Source organism: Stutzerimonas stutzeri (genome assembly GCF_019090095.1).
GTDB lineage: Bacteria > Pseudomonadota > Gammaproteobacteria > Pseudomonadales > Pseudomonadaceae > Stutzerimonas > Stutzerimonas stutzeri_AN.
The window spans coordinates 527,593-545,856 of the sequence record NZ_JAGQFP010000001.1 but is presented as its reverse complement, the minus strand read 5'-3'; the positions used below and the strand labels follow the sequence as shown (position 1 = coordinate 545,856).

Genomic DNA, 18,264 nt, shown 5'->3' with positions numbered 1-18,264 from the left:
CGACAGCCGGGCCTCGATAACGCCCGGCTTCGGATGGTTCAGAGGCGGAACTGTCCAACCAGCCGATTGAGCTCCGTGGCCAGGTGCACGAGCTCGTCGCTGATCTGCGATGTCTGCTGTGCATCGGCAGCCGTGGTGTCGGCGATGTTGCTGATGGTGGTGATGTTGCGGTTGATCTCTTCGGCGACGGCGCTTTGCTCCTCGGCGGCCGTGGCGATCTGCATGTTCATATCGTTGATGGTGCCGACTTCTCCGGCGATGCCGTTGAGGCTCTGCGCGGCTTTGGCAACACAGGTCGATCCGGCATTGGCGCGCTCCCGGGCGCCTTGCATGACCTTCACCGCATTGCGCACGCCATGCTGCAGCTGTTCGATGGTCGCCTGGATATCACCGGTCGATTGCTGCGTCCGCGACGCGAGTGTCCGGACCTCGTCGGCGACCACCGCAAAGCCACGGCCCTGCTCGCCGGCGCGGGCGGCTTCGATGGCCGCGTTGAGGGCCAGCAGGTTCGTCTGCTCGGCGATGCCGTTGATGACGCCGAGGACCATGCCGATGGATGTCGCGTCGGTCTCGACCTGCTTGATTACCTGCGCCGCTTGCTCGATTTCGCGGATCAACCCGTCGATGCCGTCCAGGGCTTCGGTCGCCAGGGTGACGCCGGCTTTCGATTGTTCATCGGCGCCGCTGGAGGCGGCAGCGGTCTGGCTGGCGTGCTGTGCGACTTCCTGCACGGTTGCGCTCATCTCGTTCATGGCCGAGGCCACCATGTCGGTTTCGCTGCGCTGAGCGAGCACGGCCGAATGGGTCTTCTCGGCGACGCTGGAAACCCGATCCGATACTTCGCCGAGCTGGTGAGTCACCTTGGCCACCGCCTCGAGACTGTGGCGGAACTTGCCGATCATGTGGTTGAACGCATGGCCCATGGCGCCCACTTCGTCCTCGGCATGAACGGCGACGATGCGGCTCAGATCCTCATCCTGGGTCATCGCCTCCATGGTGTGCCGCATGTCGTTGATGCGGTTGATGATTACCCGGCGAATGATGTAGCCCATCACCACCAGACCGATCAGCAACAGTGCCAGCTGAATGCCGGCCGAGGTCATCACGTTACGGTTGACCTCCCCATCGAGTGCGGACAGGTCATAACTGATCCGCACCGCGCCCATCACCGTATTTTCGGGTACCTGATGGCACGACAGGCAGTTGGTGCCACGGTAATCCTGGTGGGCGAGGATGGGGTTGATCACGGTGAGAATGCGGCCGTTCTTGCCGTCACTCACCTCCATTGTCGATTTGCCTTCCAGCGCGGCGCGGTCTTTCTCGTCGACCGGTGCCTCATGGGCGAGGCCAGGGCCGAAGACCTTGGTGACCGGCTCGCCGCGTACGATGCGGGCATCGATGACGCCAGGGCGAGCCAGCAGCTTGTCGCGCAACACCTCGCGCTGGGCCATGGTCCCGGTGAGCATCATGGTGTTGATGCTGTCGAAATAGGAGTCGGCGGTGTCCTTGGTCTGCTGCTCGACGACCTGTAGCACGAGGTCCTTTTCCGAGTCCGCCGAGTGCAGGAGGGAGGCGGCCAGAACCAGGGCGAACACCACCAGCAAAGCCAGGTTGATCTTCGACTGGACGGACATTTGTCGAGCGGGAGAGGTGGTGTTCATCGGGTTCCTTAGCTGTTGCTGCCAGCGAACGCGAAGCCAACCCATGGCCTTGTGGACCATCGCGGGGTGCTGATTGCCAGCTGCTTCTTTCGCCTCGGCTTATCGGCCGTATATCCCTTGTCTTGACAAGGTTTTGCTGTTTTGGCGCCATGAAGGCGCAATGCCACCAATGGACCGGCGACATCCTAGTCGCTCCTGTCCGGAAGAGCGGTATGGCAGGCGACGAAACGAAATTTTTCTGCGGTTTTACTGATCTGGGTCAGTAAAGCGTGCAGGCCTGTACTGGGCGCTTCTTTGGCCGTCAGCCATCAGTGCGCCGGCTTGCGACACCAGGCCGCAGGCGAAGCCGTCGAGAGAGGGGCCAGTTCGACCGAAATCGGCTTCATTTCAGTGTGCAGCCACTTGGCAATTTTCGTGCACCGGATCACCCTATGCGCCAGGCCATGTCAATGACCTTCGGTCGGACGAAGCGGTAGGCAGAATTAGCATCCATAGCCGCCGAACCCCGCGTCGTTTCGATGGTCGTAGCCTCTAGTCAGCCGCTGTCGGCGGTACATGCAGGTATGACTGCTGACCGATCCAGGCGCAGTGCATCAACTGGAACCTTCCTCTTCAAGGACTCACATGATCAAGAAATGCCTTTTCCCTGCGGCCGGATATGGCACGCGTTTCCTCCCTGCCACCAAGGCCATGCCGAAGGAAATGCTGCCGGTAGTGAACAAGCCCCTGATTCAGTACGGGGTCGAGGAGGCGCTGTCGGCCGGGTTGAATCAGATTTCGATCGTAACCGGTCGCGGCAAGCGCTCGCTGGAAGACCACTTCGACATCAGCTATGAGCTCGAGCATCAGATTCGCAACACCGACAAGGAAAAGTACCTGGTTGGCATTCGCAAGCTGATCGACGAGTGCAGCTTTTCTTATACCCGCCAGGTCGAAATGAAGGGCTTGGGCCATGCCATTCTCAGCGGTCGCCCGCTGATCGGTGACGAACCCTTCGCTGTGGTGCTGGCGGACGACCTTTGCATCAACCTCAATGGCGATCCGGTCCTGGCGCAGATGGTCAAGCTGTACAACCAGTTCCGCTGCTCGATCGTGGCGATCCAGGAAGTACCGCCGGAAGAAACCAGCAAGTACGGTGTGATCGCCGGCGAGATGATCCGGGACGACATCTTCCGGGTCAGCCACATGGTGGAAAAACCGAAGCCGGAAGATGCGCCGTCGAACCTGGCGATCATCGGTCGCTATATCCTGACGCCGGACATCTTCAACCTGATCGAGCAGACCGAACCAGGTAAAGGCGGCGAGATCCAGATCACCGACGCCCTGATGCGCCAAGCGCAGGACGGTTGCGTACTGGCGTACAAGTTCAAGGGGCAGCGTTTCGACTGCGGTAGCGCCGAGGGCTACATCGCCGCCACCAACTTCTGCTACGAGAACTTCTACCTGACCGGTAAAGCGTTCTAAGCATCACCGGTTTCGCACAAAGCCACCTTCGGGTGGTTTTGTGCATTCAGGGGGCCGGCATTTCTTCCGCTCCCGGGCCGAGCGGCTGTCCGTAGCTGAACTCCACGTAATTGCCGGCGGGATCGCGCACGCCGCAGTAATAGCCGACCGGATAGGGCTCGTCACGTGGTTCCCAGATCAGACAACCCGCCTGGCGCGCGCGATCGGCGATGGCGTCGACTTCGCCGCGGCTGGCCAGTGCGAAGCCGAAGTGGCTGTAGTCATTCTCGGCCAGGGCGCGGTCCTGCCCACCGGGCATGATCACGAAGATTAACTCGCGTTCCTTGCCGGGCTCGGCCATCCAGACGATGCGCGAACCCTTGCCGACACGTTCGTGAAACACATGCATGCCGCAAAACTGGGCATAGAAGGCGATACAGGCATCCAGGTCCGGAACGTGTAATGCGAGATGGGTGAGGGTAGGGCGCATGCGTCAGTCCTCCGAAATGAATCGTGTGCAAAGCCGGGGTATGCTGTGCGTTCTACAAGGGAGACAACCGTTCATGGCTTACGACTTCGATCTATTCGTCATCGGCGCTGGTTCCGGCGGCGTCCGTGCCGCCCGGTTTGCAGCGGGCTATGGTGCCCGCGTCGCGGTTGCCGAAAGCCGGTATCTGGGTGGCACTTGCGTGAACGTCGGCTGTGTGCCGAAAAAGCTACTGGTCTACGGCGCCCACTATGCCGAAGAGCTGGACCAAGCCCAAGGCTACGGCTGGACCATCGACGGCGCGACCTTCGACTGGAAGACGTTGATCGCCAACAAGGATCGCGAGATCGAACGCCTCAATGGCATTTACCGGAATCTGCTGGTCGACAGCGGCGTCACCTTGTTGCAAGCACATGCGCGGCTCGTCGACCCTCATACCGTTGAGGTCGACGGGCGCCAATACAGCGCCGAGCACATCCTGATTGCCACTGGCGGCTGGCCCTTCGTCCCGGATATACCGGGTCATGAACATGCCATCACCTCCAATGAAGCTTTCTATCTGGACGAACTGCCACGCCGCGTGCTGGTCGTCGGAGGTGGCTATATCGCTGTCGAGTTCGCCTCGATCTTCCGCGGCTGTGGCGCCGAGACCAAGCTGCTGTACAGGGGCGAGCTCTTCCTGCGCGGCTTCGATGGCTCGCTACGGGATCATCTGAAAGACGAGCTGATCAAGAAAGATATCGACCTGCAGTTCAACACCGACATTGCACGTATCGACAAACAGCCTGACGGCACCTTGCTCGCCGTTCTGAAGGACGGGCGCACGCTGGAAGCCGACTGCATCCTGTACGCCACCGGCCGGCGTCCGATGCTCGACGGCTTGGGGCTCGAGGGTCTCGATGTGCGGCTGGATGATCGTGGTTTCATCGCCGTGGATGATCAGTACCGGACATCGACACCCTCCATCCTGGCGATCGGCGATGTGATCGGTCGCATCCAGCTAACGCCTGTTGCGCTGGCCGAGGGCATGGCCGTGGCCCGCCGACTGTTCAAGCCCGAGGAATATCGCCCGGTCGACTACAACACCATCGCCACCGCGGTCTTCAGCCTACCGAACATGGCGACCGTCGGCCTGACCGAAGAAGAAGCGCGCAAGCAGGGCCACAAGGTGGTCTTGTTCGAGAGCCGGTTCCGACCGATGAAGCTGACCATGACCGGGGGGCTGGAGCGGAGCCTGATGAAGTTGGTGGTCGATGCCGACACGGACAAGGTGCTGGGTTGCCACATGGCAGGCCCCGATGCTGGCGAGATCATGCAGGGCATGGCCGTAGCGCTGAAGGCGGGCGCTACCAAGCGCATCTTCGACGACACGGTCGGTATTCATCCGACCGCCGCCGAGGAATTCGTGACCATGCGTACACCCACCGGCATCTGACGGTCGCGTGACGCAAGCCCGCCGCCCTGGCGGCGGGCGGCGGGCGGCGGGCGGTGCGGGTTGGACGACGATGGAAGAGGGCGGCGGCACGCGGATCGGTTAGCCGTGACCGCCGCCTATCGACTCAATGGTGTTGATGGGCGCTGTCAGTCGGAGCGGGGGCCTGATCCTCGATGGCCACGTCGACGCTTACCTCGCCGGCGTGCTCGAAGATCAGCGTGAGTGGAAAGTGCTCACCGGCCACCAGCGGCTTGCTCAGTTTGAACAACATGACGTGATTGCCGCCTGGCTGGAAACTGACCTCACCACCAGCCGGCACCTCGATCGAGTCGATACGCTCCATGCGCATCACGTCGCCTTCATGGACATGCGCGTGCAGCTCGGCTCGTTCGGCCCGGGCGGTTTTTACCCCGATCAGTCGGTCCGGCGCGTCGCCCGGGTTGCTCAGGGTAAAGTACACCGCGCCGGTTGGGGCCGTCGGCGGCATGGCCCGCGACCAGACCTGCTCGGCAACGGGTGCCCCAGTCATCGTGTGATGGGCGTGGGAATGATCATCTGCCGAAGCAGTCAAGGCGGTCGCGGCGAGCGTGAAAGCGGTGACCAGACGAAGCAGCATGAAGTCTCTCCAGGACGTTTGCGATGGCGCACATTAGCATGGCGTACCGGCGTCCGTAGCCAGACGGTGCGATCCACCCGCGCAGAGGCTGCAACGGAACCTGCAGGGGCCGCGCGTTTCTGTTTGAATGGGCCAAGGTCCCAGGCCCTCACTTGTTCGGAGACATATCACCCATGGAGCGCACTCGCTGGAGTCACCGGTTGCTGTCTGGCGGAAAGGAGCCAGACCCGCGGTTTACGCTGGCCAACGAACGAACCTTCCTTGCCTGGATTCGTACATCATTGGCGCTGCTGGCCGGCGGGGTAGCGGTGGAGGCTTTTGCCGGCGGCATCTTCACGCTGGAAGTGCGCAAGGTTTTATCGGTTTCGTTGCTGCTGTTGGCCATGTTCATCAGCTCGACGGCGTGCGTACGCTGGCTCACCATTGAACGTGCCATGCGACACAGCGGGCCGTTGCCGTTCCCGTTGCTGATCCCGATTCTGTCCATCGGCGGCACATTGGTGACGCTGGTTCTGATCAGCTTCATCGCGCTTCGCGGTTGACCATGCACCTGTCCTTTCGCCGCCGCCTGGAGCCCCGAACGCCGCCACCGCCACTGCATGAAGACCCGGGCCTGCAACCCGAGCGCACATCGTTGGCCTGGGGCCGAACGCTGCTGACGATGATCACAGTCAGTGCCTTGTTTCTGCGCTGGATGCCGTATCACGGGACCTTCGTCGCCATGCTGGTCGCGCTTTCCCTGGCGACGGCACTGGGCATATGGACCACGCAGCGGCGGCGTTACGCCCGTAGCGCCAGCGGCGTGAAGAGCGGGCGCATCCAGGCCGATGCCATTTCGATTTTCTGGCTGGGCGCTTCGGTTTTCGTGCTCGGCGCACTGGGACTCTATACCGTAATTTTTTTGCCGATCAATCGCTGAGGCAGCCACTCAATAGGGGTACAAATGACCAACGCCAATCAGCAATTTGCCAGCGACAATTACTCGGGCATCTGCCCGGAAGCCTGGGAAGCTATGGCCCGCGCCAACCAGGGGCATGACCGAGCGTACGGAGACGATCAATGGACGGCGCGCGCAGCCGATCATTTCCGCCAGCTGTTCGAAACCGATTGCGAAGTGTTCTTCGCGTTCAACGGCACCGCAGCCAATTCCCTGGCGCTGTCTTCGCTATGTCAGAGCTATCACAGCGTGATTTGCGGCGATATCGCCCATATCGAGACCGATGAGTGCGGCGCGCCGGAATTCTTTTCCAACGGCTCCAAACTGCTGGTTGCCCGCACCGAGCAAGGCAAGCTGACGCCTGCGGCCATTCGAGAAATCGCTCTCAAACGCAAAGACATTCATTACCCCAAGCCTCGGGTCGTCAGCATCACGCAAGCCACTGAAATCGGCACCGTGTACCGACCCGAAGCACTGCGCGCGATCAGCGATACCTGCAAGGAGCTGGGCTTGCATCTACACATGGACGGCGCGCGCTTCGCCAATGCCTGTGCATTCCTGGGGCTTTCGCCAGCCGAGCTGAGCTGGAAAGCAGGCGTGGACGTGCTCTGTTTCGGTGGTACGAAAAACGGCATGGCCGTCGGTGAAGCGATCCTGTTTTTCAATCGTGAGCTGGCCGAGGATTTCGAGTACCGCTGCAAGCAGGCCGGCCAGCTGGCATCCAAGATGCGTTTCCTGTCCGCACCCTGGGTCGGCTTGCTGGAAAACCAGGCATGGATGAAATACGCCGCCCATGCAAACAGTTGTGCGCAATTGCTCGCCAGCCTGATCAGCGACGTATCGGGCGTGGAGCTGATGTTTCCCGTCGAAGCCAATGGAGTGTTCATCAATATGCCGCCGTTGGCGCTGGAGGCCCTCAGGAGTCGCGGTTGGATGTTCTACACCTTTATCGGCGTCGGCGGCGCACGGTTCATGTGTTCCTGGGACACCAGCGAAGAGCGGGTGCGCCAACTGGCCGAGGATATTCGCAGCGTCGTCCTGCAGAACCCCTGATCAACAGGAGAGGCCGCGCGCGTCGTTAATGACAGCGCGGCACTGGAAACTGAGTGGGTATCAAGGCGAGAGTGGCTGCGACCGGATTACAGGCTTCGATCATCAGATCCTTTATTTAACATAATATAGATTATGCGAAATGCCCGGTCAAAGCGGGAGGGCATGAGTGGTCACTGCGTTGGTTTGATCGAGACGGCAGATGGTCTACGTACCTGCGCGCACTACACCACAAGCGACGCTCAATGTCGCTTGGCACAGGTTACTAGTGGCCTTGGCCATATCACGCGACTCCCGAATTTAGAGCTTTTGCTATTCGCAACCGCGGGTGGACGCAATCGTGTAATAACCAATCTGCCCTGCACGCCTAACAGCTGCCTGTGAAGCCAACTCTCATGCTACGGTCAGATTGGTTCTGCAGAACGTCACGTTTGTTTCAAGTCCAGAGTCAGTTGCTGTCTACCAGCGGAAGGTCTGAACGACCAATAGCATCAGCACAGTTGCCAGAATCCTCTAGCCATCGGCGGGACATGTAGTCTGACGCCTTGCCTTTGTACCCACCATTAGCGCAGCTATAAGCATGACTTTGGACGTCCAGCATGGATTGGCGACAGGCATGATAGGCAGCAAGGGTTTGGCTGTTCTTGTGGTGCCCTGACCAGCTAGACATATGCCTCACTGCCGCTTCGGCTGCTTCATAAAGCAAACCCGTAGCCTGCGCATCGTTACAAATATCGGAAACCCTGGTATGCAACGTATCGGCTTCGGCCATCAGTAGTCTGGCCATGCTCGCCGCCTCGGCAACGGTGTAATCGGTCTCAACTTGCGCCCAAGCCATGATCGGCCATACAAAGGTGAACATCAGAGCAGAAGCTTTCTTCATGGGGATTTCCTCCTTGAAAGGATGCTCGGCATCGGGCCATGTATCGCGAGTGCTCCACATGTGTGTGCCACTAGAGCGACATGCGCAGTCCAATGGTGCGAACAGGGCCCGGTGCTTGGCGTGATACCGGGCCCCAACGCTTGACGATCGGAAACGTCACAGTGTTCAGCGTTTAGCCGAGGCGCCCAAATGGGCGCGCACATGTGCGAACGACTAATCCTCAGCAGCTACGACACCGCGGCGTGAAAACAGAACGGGAGTACCGTCTTTAGCAAAGACGGCCGAGGTCAGAGAAACGCCCTCAGGCGACTGCCCCTCCTTAAAAGTCTCGCCCCCATTATTGCTTTGCACCATCAGTCCATCGAGGCCAACCGCCAGCACTCTCGAGCCGGACGTAGCAATGGCCGTAATCGAGCTTTTGCTTTCCAAAGGCAGACGGCGAAAGGTCTCGCCGTCTGCAGAGCTGTGCAAGAGCGTGCCTCGTTGGCCGCCTACCAGCAGGCTTCCATCGGATAACACTGCCCCAGACCACAGTGTTCCTTCATAGCCGGTATCTAGATAGTGCCAGCTTCTTCCGTGGTCATCGGAGCGCAGCACTTGGCCGCGCTCAGCAGTCGCGTACAAGCGGTCGTGAGTATCTGTAAAAAGCCCCAACAGATTCAGATCGGCATGCCTAGCTCCTGGCGGGGCCTCTAGCGTCTGCTCGGTCCAGGTTTGACCGCCATCCTCAGTTGTTAACACCAACGACCAAAGCCCAACCGCGACACCCTGACGGGCATTAAAGAAATGCACCGCGAACAACGGTCGATCTTCTTCCGTGGATAGACGTTGGATTTGCCAGGTATCGCCGCCATCTTTGCTGGCCAGAATCGCGCCCCAATGCCCAACCGCCCAACCATGCTGGGCATCGACGAAGCTAACACCAGTTAGCGGGGACGATACGGGCACTGAACGCGCCTTGTGGAAGCTCATGCCTTGATCGTCAGATAACAGCACCACACCGTGGTCTCCAACAGCGACGATGCGCTTATCCGCCCACGTGGCGTCTAGCATGGTTGCCTCGATTGCATTGGTCGAGGATGCAGCCGGCACCGGTGTCAAAAGAGCGGCTTGCAGTGAGACCAGCGGCATCAAGGCAGCGAATGCCGCTCCCAAAACAGTGTTCCTTCGCATGTCGCTCTCCTCAATGCACCAGCGCGCCGACCATGCGCACTGGACGTTTACGGGGGAAGGCCCTCTCCAGCCAGACAGCAAATGCCGGCAGGACCGTCATGGCCATGACCATGTTGACCATGAACATGAAGGCCAGCAGCTTGCCCATATCGGCCTGGAACTTCAGCTCGGAGAAGGACCAAGTGGCAACGCCGATCGCAAGGGTAATGGCCGTGAAAATGGTTGCTACGCCGACTTCGAGTAATGCGTGGTCCACGGCCTTGGTAATGGGTTGGCCATTAGCCAGGTGCAGCTGTAAACGGTTGTAGATATAAAAGGCGTAATCGACGCCGATTCCCACCGCCAAGACCATCACCGGTAGCGTTGCGATGGTCAGGCCGATCTGCAATTCCTTCATGAACCAGTAACCAATGAAGGTGCCAATAGTCAGCGGCAGGCAACACACCAGCACCGCCCGCAGGTCGCGATAGACCACGAATACCAGCAACGCAATGGCGGCGTACACATACAGGAGCATCGGCGTTTCGCTTTTCTCCACCTCCTCGTTGATGGCCGCCAGCACACCGGCGTTTCCGGACGCTAGCCGCACCGTGACGCCTGGCGTTGAGTTTTGGGCTCGAAACTCCTTCGCCGCCTCGAGCACTCGATTGATGGTCGTTGCCTTGTGGTCAGCCAGATACAGATGCACGGCGGTCATGCTGCAATCAGAGCGCATGATCCCTGGAACCCGCGCCACTTCGGTGGCCAGTGCCGAGTAGTTCAACGGATCGATGGGAACCGCGCTCATTTTCGGATTCCCTTCGTTATAGCCCTCGTTGAACTGGCGCATGCTAGTGGAGAACGAGGCGACCGACAGCACGCCTGGCACGCCTTGCATAGCCCAGACGAAGCGATCTTGATACTGCCCCAATGCAACATCCTCACAAGCCGAGGTTCCCTGGTCGGACTGGTTTGGCGCAACTTCGAAAACCACACTGAGCCAGTCCAGTCCGATGTCGTAGCTGCCGGCAATCGACACCGCATCGCGATTGAAACGAGCGTCCGCGCGCAGTTCAGGCGCACCGGCCTGCAGAGTGCCGACGACCCGGTCATGGCTCTGCCAGACCGCTACGGCGAAAACGGTCATGGCCACACCCAGCACCATCTTTGCGTTTCGCCACTCAGCGAGCCGCGCCAGCCCATGCAACCAATGCGCGCGCCGCTTGCGAGAGGCCTCCTCGGCCGCAGCGTAGCCGCCGTTCACGTTTAGCATTGACGCTACTAGTGGCAGCATCACCAGGTTGGTAATGATCTTATAGGCCACGCCTAGCGATGCCGTAATGGCCAGTTCGCGCACCATCGGAATCGGAATTAGCAGCAGCGTGACGAAAGATACGAAAGCAGTCACCAATGCCAACGTGCCAGGAACCAGCAGGCCGCTGAAGCTAGAACGCGCGGCCTCCTCGACGCTCTTACCGCAAGCGATTTCCCGCACGATGTAGTTGATCTGCTGCACTCCGTGCGACACACCGATGGCAAATACCAGGAACGGCACCAGCACCGCGAGCGGATCGAGGCCGAAGCCAAGGAGCCGCAAACTGCCAAACTGCCAGACCAGCGAAGTCAACGAGCAGCCAATCGCCAATAAAGTGAAACGCACCGAATGGCAGTACCAGTAGACCGCCGCCGCGGTCAGCAGCAGTGCAAGCACGCAGAACTCCAAGACCGCTGAGGCGCCATCTGCGATGTCGCCAATCTGTTTGGCGAAGCCGATGATCTGGATTTCGAAGTCATCATCTTCGAACTGAGCCCGGATCTGCTGCTCCAGAATCCTGTTATAGACAACGTAATCGAGCTGCTCGCCGTTAGCGTCGAATTCATTGAGCTCAGCGGTGATCATTGCACTGCTCTGATCGCGCGCAACCAGAGTGCCGATGAAGCCGCCCTGGGCCGTGGAGTTGGCAATCTTGTCGATTATGTGCTGATCGAGACGGTCCGGCGTTACGGTACCGGGTATCAGCGGTTCGGCACGAAAGCCCTCCTCGGTAATTTCATTGACGAAGGAATTAGGCGTCCACATCGATTGCACGCTGCTACGCGAAACCCCAGGCAGGAATGTTACCGCCTGGGTCACGTCATACAGCTTTTTGAGGCCCGCCACGCTCCAGATCGAGCCTTCGCGAGCCTTGACCACTATCGTTAGGCGATTCGCTCCAAGCAGGTCGGAGCGATAGGCCTGGAACGTCTCGACGTATTCATGGCCAATCGGCAATTGCTTCTCGAAGCCGGCATCCATGCGCAGCTGCATGGCAAACCAAGCCATGCCGAGGGTGAAGAAAGCGAGCAGCACCAGCACCAGCGAGCGCTGGCGAAACAGCCAGCGCTCGAGGCGTGGCAGCACGCCACCCTCCTCCTTGTCGGACTTAACTTTTACAGGAGTATTCACTACATGCCTCACATCGAGTGCGAAATCGCCAAGCCGACGTAGTCGCGATCACGCAGCAGTTGGTCGTAAGGGGAGTCACCACCGTTGAACTTCGCGTAGTTCAAGCGGACTTGCCAGTTGCCTGGGTTGCGCACAAAGCTCACGTACAGGTCCATCGCGCTGGTATCGCGGGTATAGGTCGCATAAACCGACGGCGTGCGCCCATTGCCTAAGGATTGCTGATAGTAGATGCCGGGAGTTACCGTCCAGCCCGGGATCAGGACGTTGTCGTAAGCCAGGCTGAAGTCGACGTGAATCCCAGAGGAGGTGGAGTCGCCATGCGCTTTGGGCATCAACTGAGACGCGTCCTCTACCCAGGAATTACCCCCCGCAGAAATTAGTTCACCGTCGTAGGTGTCATGCAGGCCTGGGTACTTCACCAGCACCAGTTCCGTCAGCAAAGTACCGGCGGTGGCCCCGGTGAAATCGAGAAAGTCGGCAGAGTTAGCTTGGTTCAGACTGTAGAAGCCGGTCAGGTGCCACTGGAACTTCTTGGTATCCTTCCAGCACTCCCCGTCGCGCCCAGAACATGGCCCGGCCCCCAAAAACCCTGGCAGAGCGTTGAGCGGAACCGCCTCCTTGGGCCGGTAGGACAGTTCAGTGCCTACCGCCCAGTCGCCTATCGGCATATTGGCACTGATGCCGTAGAGCATGCGGTCTTCTGGATAGACCCACTTGGGTGCGAACGTGCTCAGGTTGTAGCTCAGTTGCGGCAGCTTGTCGTGATAGCGCAGTACGTAGAAGCCGTAGCTAACGTCACTTTCCTCCGGCTGCCAGCGCACCGAAAGGCCCCACTGCCCAGAGTCTCGGGCGTCCTCGTCGGTGTAGCCGTACTCCTCCATGCCCTCGCCTATTACGTTGTAGGTCGACCAGTAGCTGCCCACCGGCGGCGATTCGCTCTTGTTCCAACCGAACTGGTAATACGCCTCGACGTTCACGCCATAGCCCAGGCCGGTGGCGACGCTGATGATAGGGGCCGGAAGCACCGCCTCCTTGAGCTGCACACCGGGGCTCGACAGCGCCTGGAAATCGTAGGCGTTGGTGGCGTTGATACCGCCCACCGCGAACAGGCTCTCGCCCCAGTTGATCACTTGGTTGCCCAAGCGCGCGCGCACCCGGTGATCAGCCACGTCGAAGGTTTTGCTCACCCACAGATCAAGCAGGCGCGCCTTGAACTTCAAATCGTCTCGGGCATCGCTGGTCAGCCCATCGCTGCCGATGTCGGAGCCTATCGCCTGCCGGAACTGGGTTTCGGCACCCAGCGTCCCGGTAGTGTGAGTGGCGGCGAAGTCGCGCTTCCAGCTGCCACGCGCCATGAACGTGAAGTCTTCGGGAAACTTCAATAACAGCTCATGGACGCCCTTGATGTAGTGGGTGAACACGTCGCCCTTGTCATAGTTCAGGTTGCCCTGATCGCCAATTCCCGAGAAGGTCGCGTCCAAGCAGCCAGCCGGCGCACCACCGCCAGCGGCACCGGCGTTGACCAAATTGCAGCCCTGAGACTGGGTACGCACTCCCATGCCCCATCCAAGGGTTGAATCGAACGAGCCACGGATATTCTCCGTCTCGAAGGTGAAGCCCATAGCCAGAGGGGTTGTACAAGCGATAACCAGACCCGATGCTTTAGCAATTGTTCTTTTCATGTCGGCTCCCAATATTCGCTATTAGCGTTCGCTGATGGCGCGCAGGTTGTCGGAGGTGTAAAAATCGCGCCGATGCCGCGGGTTGCCTTCGCTCTCGGTCAGCCAGTGGATATCCTTACTCGCGCCGATGGTGCCTAAATCGAACAGGTAGCGGCCGTCTGCCAGGTTGTACTGCACCAAGGCCTGGGTATCGCAAGCACCGGTCTCGTACACAGGAATCGGGAATCCCTCACGCACCTTCCAGATCTGCCCTTGCTTGTCGTAGTCGACGGCCATCAAGGGGTTCCAGCTGTCCTCGTCGATGTAGAAGAGCCGCTTCGGCGCCTGGTGACGCATCCCCTCACGTACATTGGCCTCGACGACCCACACACGATGCAGTTCGTAGCGACGCGACTCAGGCGCGATCGAGCCGTCTTGAGCGATGTCACTGAACTTGGCGGAAGTGTCATAGGCGCCAAAAGCGTTGTACGGGACTAATAGTTCCTGCTTGCCGATCAGTTTCCAGTCGAAGCGGTCCAGGGGGCCGAAAAAGATGTTCCCTTCATCGACGGTATACTGGTTATCCATGCCGATCTGCGGAGCATCGTAGGAGTAGGCTGGCATGCGCCGTACGCGACGCTGGCCTGGGAAGTAATAGAAGGTGCTTGCCTGCTCACCGGCCATCGCGATTTGCACGGCAGACTGTCCAGCCAGGGCAGCCGGTTCCAAGAAAGAGAAGTACGTGGCGGTTTCTATCCGGCCGACGGAGGAGAACAATGCACTACCTTTCTTGCCCCAGGGGGTAAAGAAGGACAGATCATTGGAAATGCGGAGCCAATCTCCACCTCCCTTGCGTGGCGAGATCCCGGCGATGCTCTCGGGAATGTCCACGCCGACCCCGCGGTAGCGCATTTTCATGTTCACCATGGCTTCAACGCCGGTTGTCGGCATCGGAAACGGAACGCCCGGGACATGCGCCTCCTGCAATGCCAGCCCGGCACCATCAAGCGTGGCGAAGCCAACGTTTTTCTTCGTGTTCTCTGCAACGAAGTCCGGCACCCCGCAGCTACGGCGGGTGGGGTACACGTCCATGCGGTAGTCCGGAATCTTTTTGAAGAGCTCCAGCTGACCTGGCGACAGTTGGCTTGCGTATTGCTCGACATTGTGTGCGTCAATGCTGTAGAGCGGCTTGTCGTCCTTGTACTTCCAGTGCTGCCCTCGCACCTGACCATAACTCCAGCCCACATCCTGCTGACCGGGTGGAGCCCAGGCCGGGATTACCCCGTTAGCGCTTGCCGCAGCCTCACCACCGGTTGGCGTTAGCGTGGTGCCCAGCCTTGCGGCGTCCTTCTCTGCAGCCTGAACCGACGAGATTGCAGTTGATATTGCCATCGCGACGAGCAGACTTCTGGCGCTACGACTGATAGCGGTGCGGAATTCTGAGCGCTCCGTTTTATTATTCAACTTATGGTCCTCACGTAGGCTTTGATCGGCGGCACCTTCTTCCTGATAGAGGGAACGGTCGACGCCAAGCATGTTAGTCATTCGACATGGTCAATTGACCAAGTCTTCAATTCCACAGCAAATCAAATGCCAATAACTTGCGCGTCGGACCTATTTCCTCACCTATCAGTCGCTTAGGGCGTTTCAGCAGGCCATCCACTGGTTCTCTGCTCAATGCTTAACCAGAATGTTCTCGGCGCGCCCCACTGACGTGGGAATTTAGGAAACACTTGTTACGAAAGATCCAAATCCGAGATCTACGGGATCACCTAATCGTCATTTCGTATCGTGGTGATACGCACATCAACGCCGTTGCGGCCCCGATTCCGAGAACGTTGTTCGACGAGTCAGCTATGGGCAGGTGTGCGTGCTCGTGACGCAGTTGCGTGGCGAGGCAGGAGAGCGTAGGCCGTGGGGGGCGAACCGTCCGTTGCAGGTAAACGGCGCTGGTGGTAGGCCGTCGAGACCTTCAGAACCCAGGCCGGCATTGGCGATGCATGGCTGGCGGCACATCGGGGTGATGGGGTTCAAACGTCCCGCACTTTCATGGCTCTTAATCAAGAGACGGCGGGCAAGTCGATCACCGCTGTGTGCTAACCAAACGAATGACAGGCCAGAACGCGGCCTATCCGCTTGAAAATGCCTGCGCATAGTGCTCGCGAGCGCGGCTTCAGGAGCTAAAGCCATTCACCGCAGCATCCCGCTCGGCTCATGCGGTGCCGTCTGCACAGATCCGCTGCGGCTCGCTAGCCGTCCGCAGTGATCCGCACCCATTCCTGTGCCTGTCACGACGAAGCGACTGAATCGTATGGTATGAAACACGTGGTCAGAAGTTGTATGCCACACCCGCCCCCAGGTACCAGGAGCGCCCCGGTGCCGCCTCATAGTAACGAGCATTGCTGTCGGCGACTTTCACCGAGCCGACATACTGGCGATCCAGCACGTTGTCTATTCGTACAAGCTCGTGGAACAGCCAGGGACCGAGACGCTGATCGAGTCGCGTACGCCAGTTAAATGCCGCATAGCTGGGTGCGGGCTTGTCTTGGTTGCTGTCCTCGACATACACCTTGCCGCGGTATTGACCTTCAAAGCCCATGCTGATGCCGTCCGTTGGCTTCCACACAAGTTCAGCAAACAGACTATTACCTGCTACTCCGGGTAGGTGGTTGCCCTGCTCGATGGTGCTCCCGCCCGCCGCGAAATCCTCATCGTAGATAGCGGCCAGACGCGTATAGGCAAGGGTTGCCTGCCAGTACTCGCTCAAATCGCTCTGCACACCCAGTTCGAAGCCACGACGCTGGGTCTTGCCGGCATTCTGGTAGCTGGTTCGGCCGTCGGTGGCGCTGGCAACGACGATCTCCTCGTCCGTGCGGATCTCGAACATGGCCGCGTTGACCCGCGTGTTGCCGGCAACCTTGGCTTTCAAGCCGATTTCGTAATGCGTGCTGGTGGCAGGCTCGAGGTTGAAGTTGATGCTTTCCACCACCCCAGGTGCGTAGGCCATCTCGGCCTGTGTGGGCGTTTCGAACCCCTTGCCGGCGCTGACGTAGCCGTGTAGTCCCGGGGTAAAGGCGTACATAATCGAGATGGACGGATTGTTCTGTCGGTACTTTTTCGAACCACTGGAATCACCGTTCACCCGATAATGATCATCCACCTCCATCTCCATGGTGCTGTGGCGCAGACCAGCATCCATGGTCCAGTTGCCGAGCTCCCATCGCGCCTGGATGTAAGGGTCGAGGCTGGTGGCGATATCGTCCTCTTCGCGACGCAACTCGCCCTTTACGCCCAACGCATCGCCACTGAAGTTCTGGTAGCCGCGGCGGTCGTCTCGGCTGCGGTCGTAATCGACGCCAGTGGTGACGCTCAACTCGCCCGGAACGCCCGACACCGGCTGAATCCAGCGCAGGGTGCCGCCGTGGAATTCGCGGTCGAAGTCCACGACCCCGCCACCTCGCTGCGAGTTGGAGACAACGCCTTTGGGAATCGACAGATACTGGATGACGCTGCGCTGGCCGGCATACAGATTGACCTGCAGGGTTGCGCCTCCAAAGTAGCGCTCGTAGTTCATGCCGAGCTGCTGGTGATCGATACTCTTGCGCGTGTTGAAGGTCTCTGCCACTGCCGCAACGGAGCGAGGATCATCCTTGTAGGCGTCCCAAGTTTGCCCCATCGGATCCTCGGTATCGTTCTGCTCCAGGCTGCTGAAGATTAGCGCCATGCGACTGTCGTCGTCGGGCCTGAAGTTGAGCTTGGCGAAGGTCTGGTCGCGGCGGGCGGCGCTGTGGTCGCGGTAGCCGTCGGTATCCATACGCGAAGCATCCAGCACGAAGCCGGCCCGGTCGGTACCGCCCTCGGCAGAGAGATGGTTTCTGTTGAAGCCGTCACTGCCGAACGTGGTTTCAGCGCCCACCTTGGGCGAGCCGTAGCCGTCGCGGGAGAACATCTGAATCACCCCGCCGCTGTTACCGCCATAAAGGGTCGCAGCCGGGCCACGCAACACCTCGAAACGCTCGGCGACGTCGAGGTTGAAAGTCGCCGCCTGCCCCTGGCCATCCGGCGTGCTGGCGGGGATACCATCGCTGAGCAGCTTTAGCCCACGAACCCCGAACGCCGCGCGCGCACCAAAGCCGCGAGAAGAAATCTGCAAATCCTGGGCGTAGTTCTGGCGATTCTGCACCACCAGACCGGGCACACGCTGCAGGACTTCGGAGACGTTGACACCAAGCTGGCCATCACAGATTTCAGGCTGCTGAACGACATCGGCGGATGAGGGCGACGGCGCTGCTATATAACTGCCTGTTATCACTAGCGGGGGGAACTCCTCACCACCGGTGGCCATGTCGTCAGCATGGGCCAGAGCCCCAGCCACCATGCCGCAAGCGAGCGGCAGTGACTTCATTGCTACATTCCGTTTGAACATCTCAAACCTCAAGCGTTACCGGCGCCCACATCAGCTAACGGCACAGGCTAAACAAAAGGCAAAACGT

Annotated in this window: 14 protein-coding genes; 5 read left to right on the top strand and 9 right to left on the bottom strand. The window is 59.7% G+C overall.

The window, feature by feature from the left end:
- Positions 1-38 precede the first annotated feature (38 nt).
- Positions 39-1,661, bottom strand: coding sequence for a methyl-accepting chemotaxis protein (locus KVO92_RS02280; protein ID WP_217474068.1), 1,623 nt, complete (start codon positions 1,659-1,661; stop codon positions 39-41).
- A gap of 624 nt (positions 1,662-2,285) precedes the next feature.
- Between KVO92_RS02280 and galU the strand changes: the two genes are divergently transcribed.
- Entirely contained in the window at positions 2,286-3,125 is an 840-nt protein-coding gene (gene galU, locus KVO92_RS02275; RefSeq protein WP_217474067.1) for a UTP--glucose-1-phosphate uridylyltransferase GalU, read from the top strand.
- A 46-nt stretch (positions 3,126-3,171) separates the two neighbouring features.
- On the opposite strand, the gene KVO92_RS02270 is transcribed toward galU, so the two are convergent.
- Entirely contained in the window at positions 3,172-3,594 is a 423-nt protein-coding gene (locus KVO92_RS02270; protein ID WP_217474066.1) for a VOC family protein, read from the bottom strand.
- Positions 3,595-3,667: 73 nt separating this feature from the next.
- Between KVO92_RS02270 and gorA the strand changes: the two genes are divergently transcribed.
- Positions 3,668-5,026 carry a glutathione-disulfide reductase gene (gene gorA / locus KVO92_RS02265; RefSeq protein WP_217474065.1) on the top strand — a complete coding sequence of 453 codons (1,359 nt, stop codon included), beginning with the start codon at positions 3,668-3,670 and terminating at the stop codon, positions 5,024-5,026.
- A 124-nt stretch (positions 5,027-5,150) separates the two neighbouring features.
- Here gorA and KVO92_RS02260 read toward each other — a convergent pair whose 3' ends face one another.
- Positions 5,151-5,642: a copper chaperone PCu(A)C gene (locus KVO92_RS02260; RefSeq protein WP_217474064.1), complete on the bottom strand. Its 492-nt coding sequence runs from the start codon at positions 5,640-5,642 to the stop codon at positions 5,151-5,153.
- Between the two features lie 173 nt (positions 5,643-5,815).
- Between KVO92_RS02260 and KVO92_RS02255 the strand changes: the two genes are divergently transcribed.
- Genes KVO92_RS02255 through KVO92_RS02245 form a run of 3 tightly spaced genes read left to right on the top strand, consistent with a single transcriptional unit; the run spans position 5,816 to position 7,632 of the window.
- Positions 5,816-6,184, top strand: coding sequence for a YidH family protein (locus tag KVO92_RS02255; protein ID WP_217474063.1), 369 nt, complete (start codon positions 5,816-5,818; stop codon positions 6,182-6,184).
- A 2-nt stretch (positions 6,185-6,186) separates the two neighbouring features.
- Complete coding sequence (locus KVO92_RS02250) at positions 6,187-6,561, top strand: DUF202 domain-containing protein (RefSeq protein WP_217474062.1); 375 nt, start codon at positions 6,187-6,189, stop codon at positions 6,559-6,561.
- A 24-nt stretch (positions 6,562-6,585) separates the two neighbouring features.
- Positions 6,586-7,632 carry a threonine aldolase family protein gene (locus KVO92_RS02245; protein WP_217474061.1) on the top strand — a complete coding sequence of 349 codons (1,047 nt, stop codon included), beginning with the start codon at positions 6,586-6,588 and terminating at the stop codon, positions 7,630-7,632.
- A gap of 445 nt (positions 7,633-8,077) precedes the next feature.
- On the opposite strand, the gene KVO92_RS02240 is transcribed toward KVO92_RS02245, so the two are convergent.
- The 6 genes from KVO92_RS02240 to KVO92_RS02215 form a co-directional block, all read right to left on the bottom strand.
- A complete protein-coding gene (locus KVO92_RS02240) occupies positions 8,078-8,512 on the bottom strand; it encodes a hypothetical protein (protein WP_217474060.1) in 435 nt (144 codons plus the stop codon).
- Between the two features lie 213 nt (positions 8,513-8,725).
- The gene (locus KVO92_RS02235) at positions 8,726-9,685 is read right to left on the bottom strand and encodes a WD40/YVTN/BNR-like repeat-containing protein (RefSeq protein ID WP_217474059.1); all 960 of its coding nucleotides are present in this window, start codon (positions 9,683-9,685) and stop codon (positions 8,726-8,728) included.
- Positions 9,686-9,695: 10 nt separating this feature from the next.
- On the bottom strand, positions 9,696-12,110 hold the full coding sequence (locus KVO92_RS02230) for an efflux RND transporter permease subunit (RefSeq protein ID WP_217474058.1): 2,415 nt from the start codon (positions 12,108-12,110) through the stop codon (positions 9,696-9,698).
- Between the two features lie 8 nt (positions 12,111-12,118).
- The gene (locus KVO92_RS02225) at positions 12,119-13,792 is read right to left on the bottom strand and encodes a DUF1302 domain-containing protein (protein ID WP_336512596.1); all 1,674 of its coding nucleotides are present in this window, start codon (positions 13,790-13,792) and stop codon (positions 12,119-12,121) included.
- Positions 13,793-13,813: 21 nt separating this feature from the next.
- The gene (locus KVO92_RS02220; RefSeq protein WP_423836227.1) at positions 13,814-15,235 is read right to left on the bottom strand and encodes a DUF1329 domain-containing protein; all 1,422 of its coding nucleotides are present in this window, start codon (positions 15,233-15,235) and stop codon (positions 13,814-13,816) included.
- Positions 15,236-16,100: 865 nt separating this feature from the next.
- Entirely contained in the window at positions 16,101-18,149 is a 2,049-nt protein-coding gene (locus tag KVO92_RS02215) for a TonB-dependent receptor family protein (RefSeq protein ID WP_217475402.1), read from the bottom strand.
- Between the last annotated feature and the right edge of the window lie 115 nt (positions 18,150-18,264).

Excerpts from the sequence above, each read along its gene's own strand:
- KVO92_RS02225 (WP_336512596.1), bottom strand. The coding sequence starts at position 13,792 with ATGAAAAGAACAATTGCTAAAGCATCGGGTCTGGTTATCGCTTGTACA.
- KVO92_RS02235 (WP_217474059.1), bottom strand. The coding sequence starts at position 9,685 with ATGCGAAGGAACACTGTTTTGGGAGCGGCATTCGCTGCCTTGATGCCG.
- KVO92_RS02245 (WP_217474061.1), top strand. The coding sequence starts at position 6,586 with ATGACCAACGCCAATCAGCAATTTGCCAGCGACAATTACTCGGGCATC.
- KVO92_RS02280 (WP_217474068.1), bottom strand. The coding sequence starts at position 1,661 with ATGAACACCACCTCTCCCGCTCGACAAATGTCCGTCCAGTCGAAGATC.
- KVO92_RS02250 (WP_217474062.1), top strand. The coding sequence starts at position 6,187 with ATGCACCTGTCCTTTCGCCGCCGCCTGGAGCCCCGAACGCCGCCACCG.
- KVO92_RS02215 (WP_217475402.1), bottom strand. The coding sequence starts at position 18,149 with ATGGTGGCTGGGGCTCTGGCCCATGCTGACGACATGGCCACCGGTGGT.
- KVO92_RS02255 (WP_217474063.1), top strand. The coding sequence starts at position 5,816 with ATGGAGCGCACTCGCTGGAGTCACCGGTTGCTGTCTGGCGGAAAGGAG.
- KVO92_RS02270 (WP_217474066.1), bottom strand. The coding sequence starts at position 3,594 with ATGCGCCCTACCCTCACCCATCTCGCATTACACGTTCCGGACCTGGAT.
- galU (WP_217474067.1), top strand. The coding sequence starts at position 2,286 with ATGATCAAGAAATGCCTTTTCCCTGCGGCCGGATATGGCACGCGTTTC.
- gorA (WP_217474065.1), top strand. The coding sequence starts at position 3,668 with ATGGCTTACGACTTCGATCTATTCGTCATCGGCGCTGGTTCCGGCGGC.
- KVO92_RS02240 (WP_217474060.1), bottom strand. The coding sequence starts at position 8,512 with ATGAAGAAAGCTTCTGCTCTGATGTTCACCTTTGTATGGCCGATCATG.
- KVO92_RS02260 (WP_217474064.1), bottom strand. The coding sequence starts at position 5,642 with ATGCTGCTTCGTCTGGTCACCGCTTTCACGCTCGCCGCGACCGCCTTG.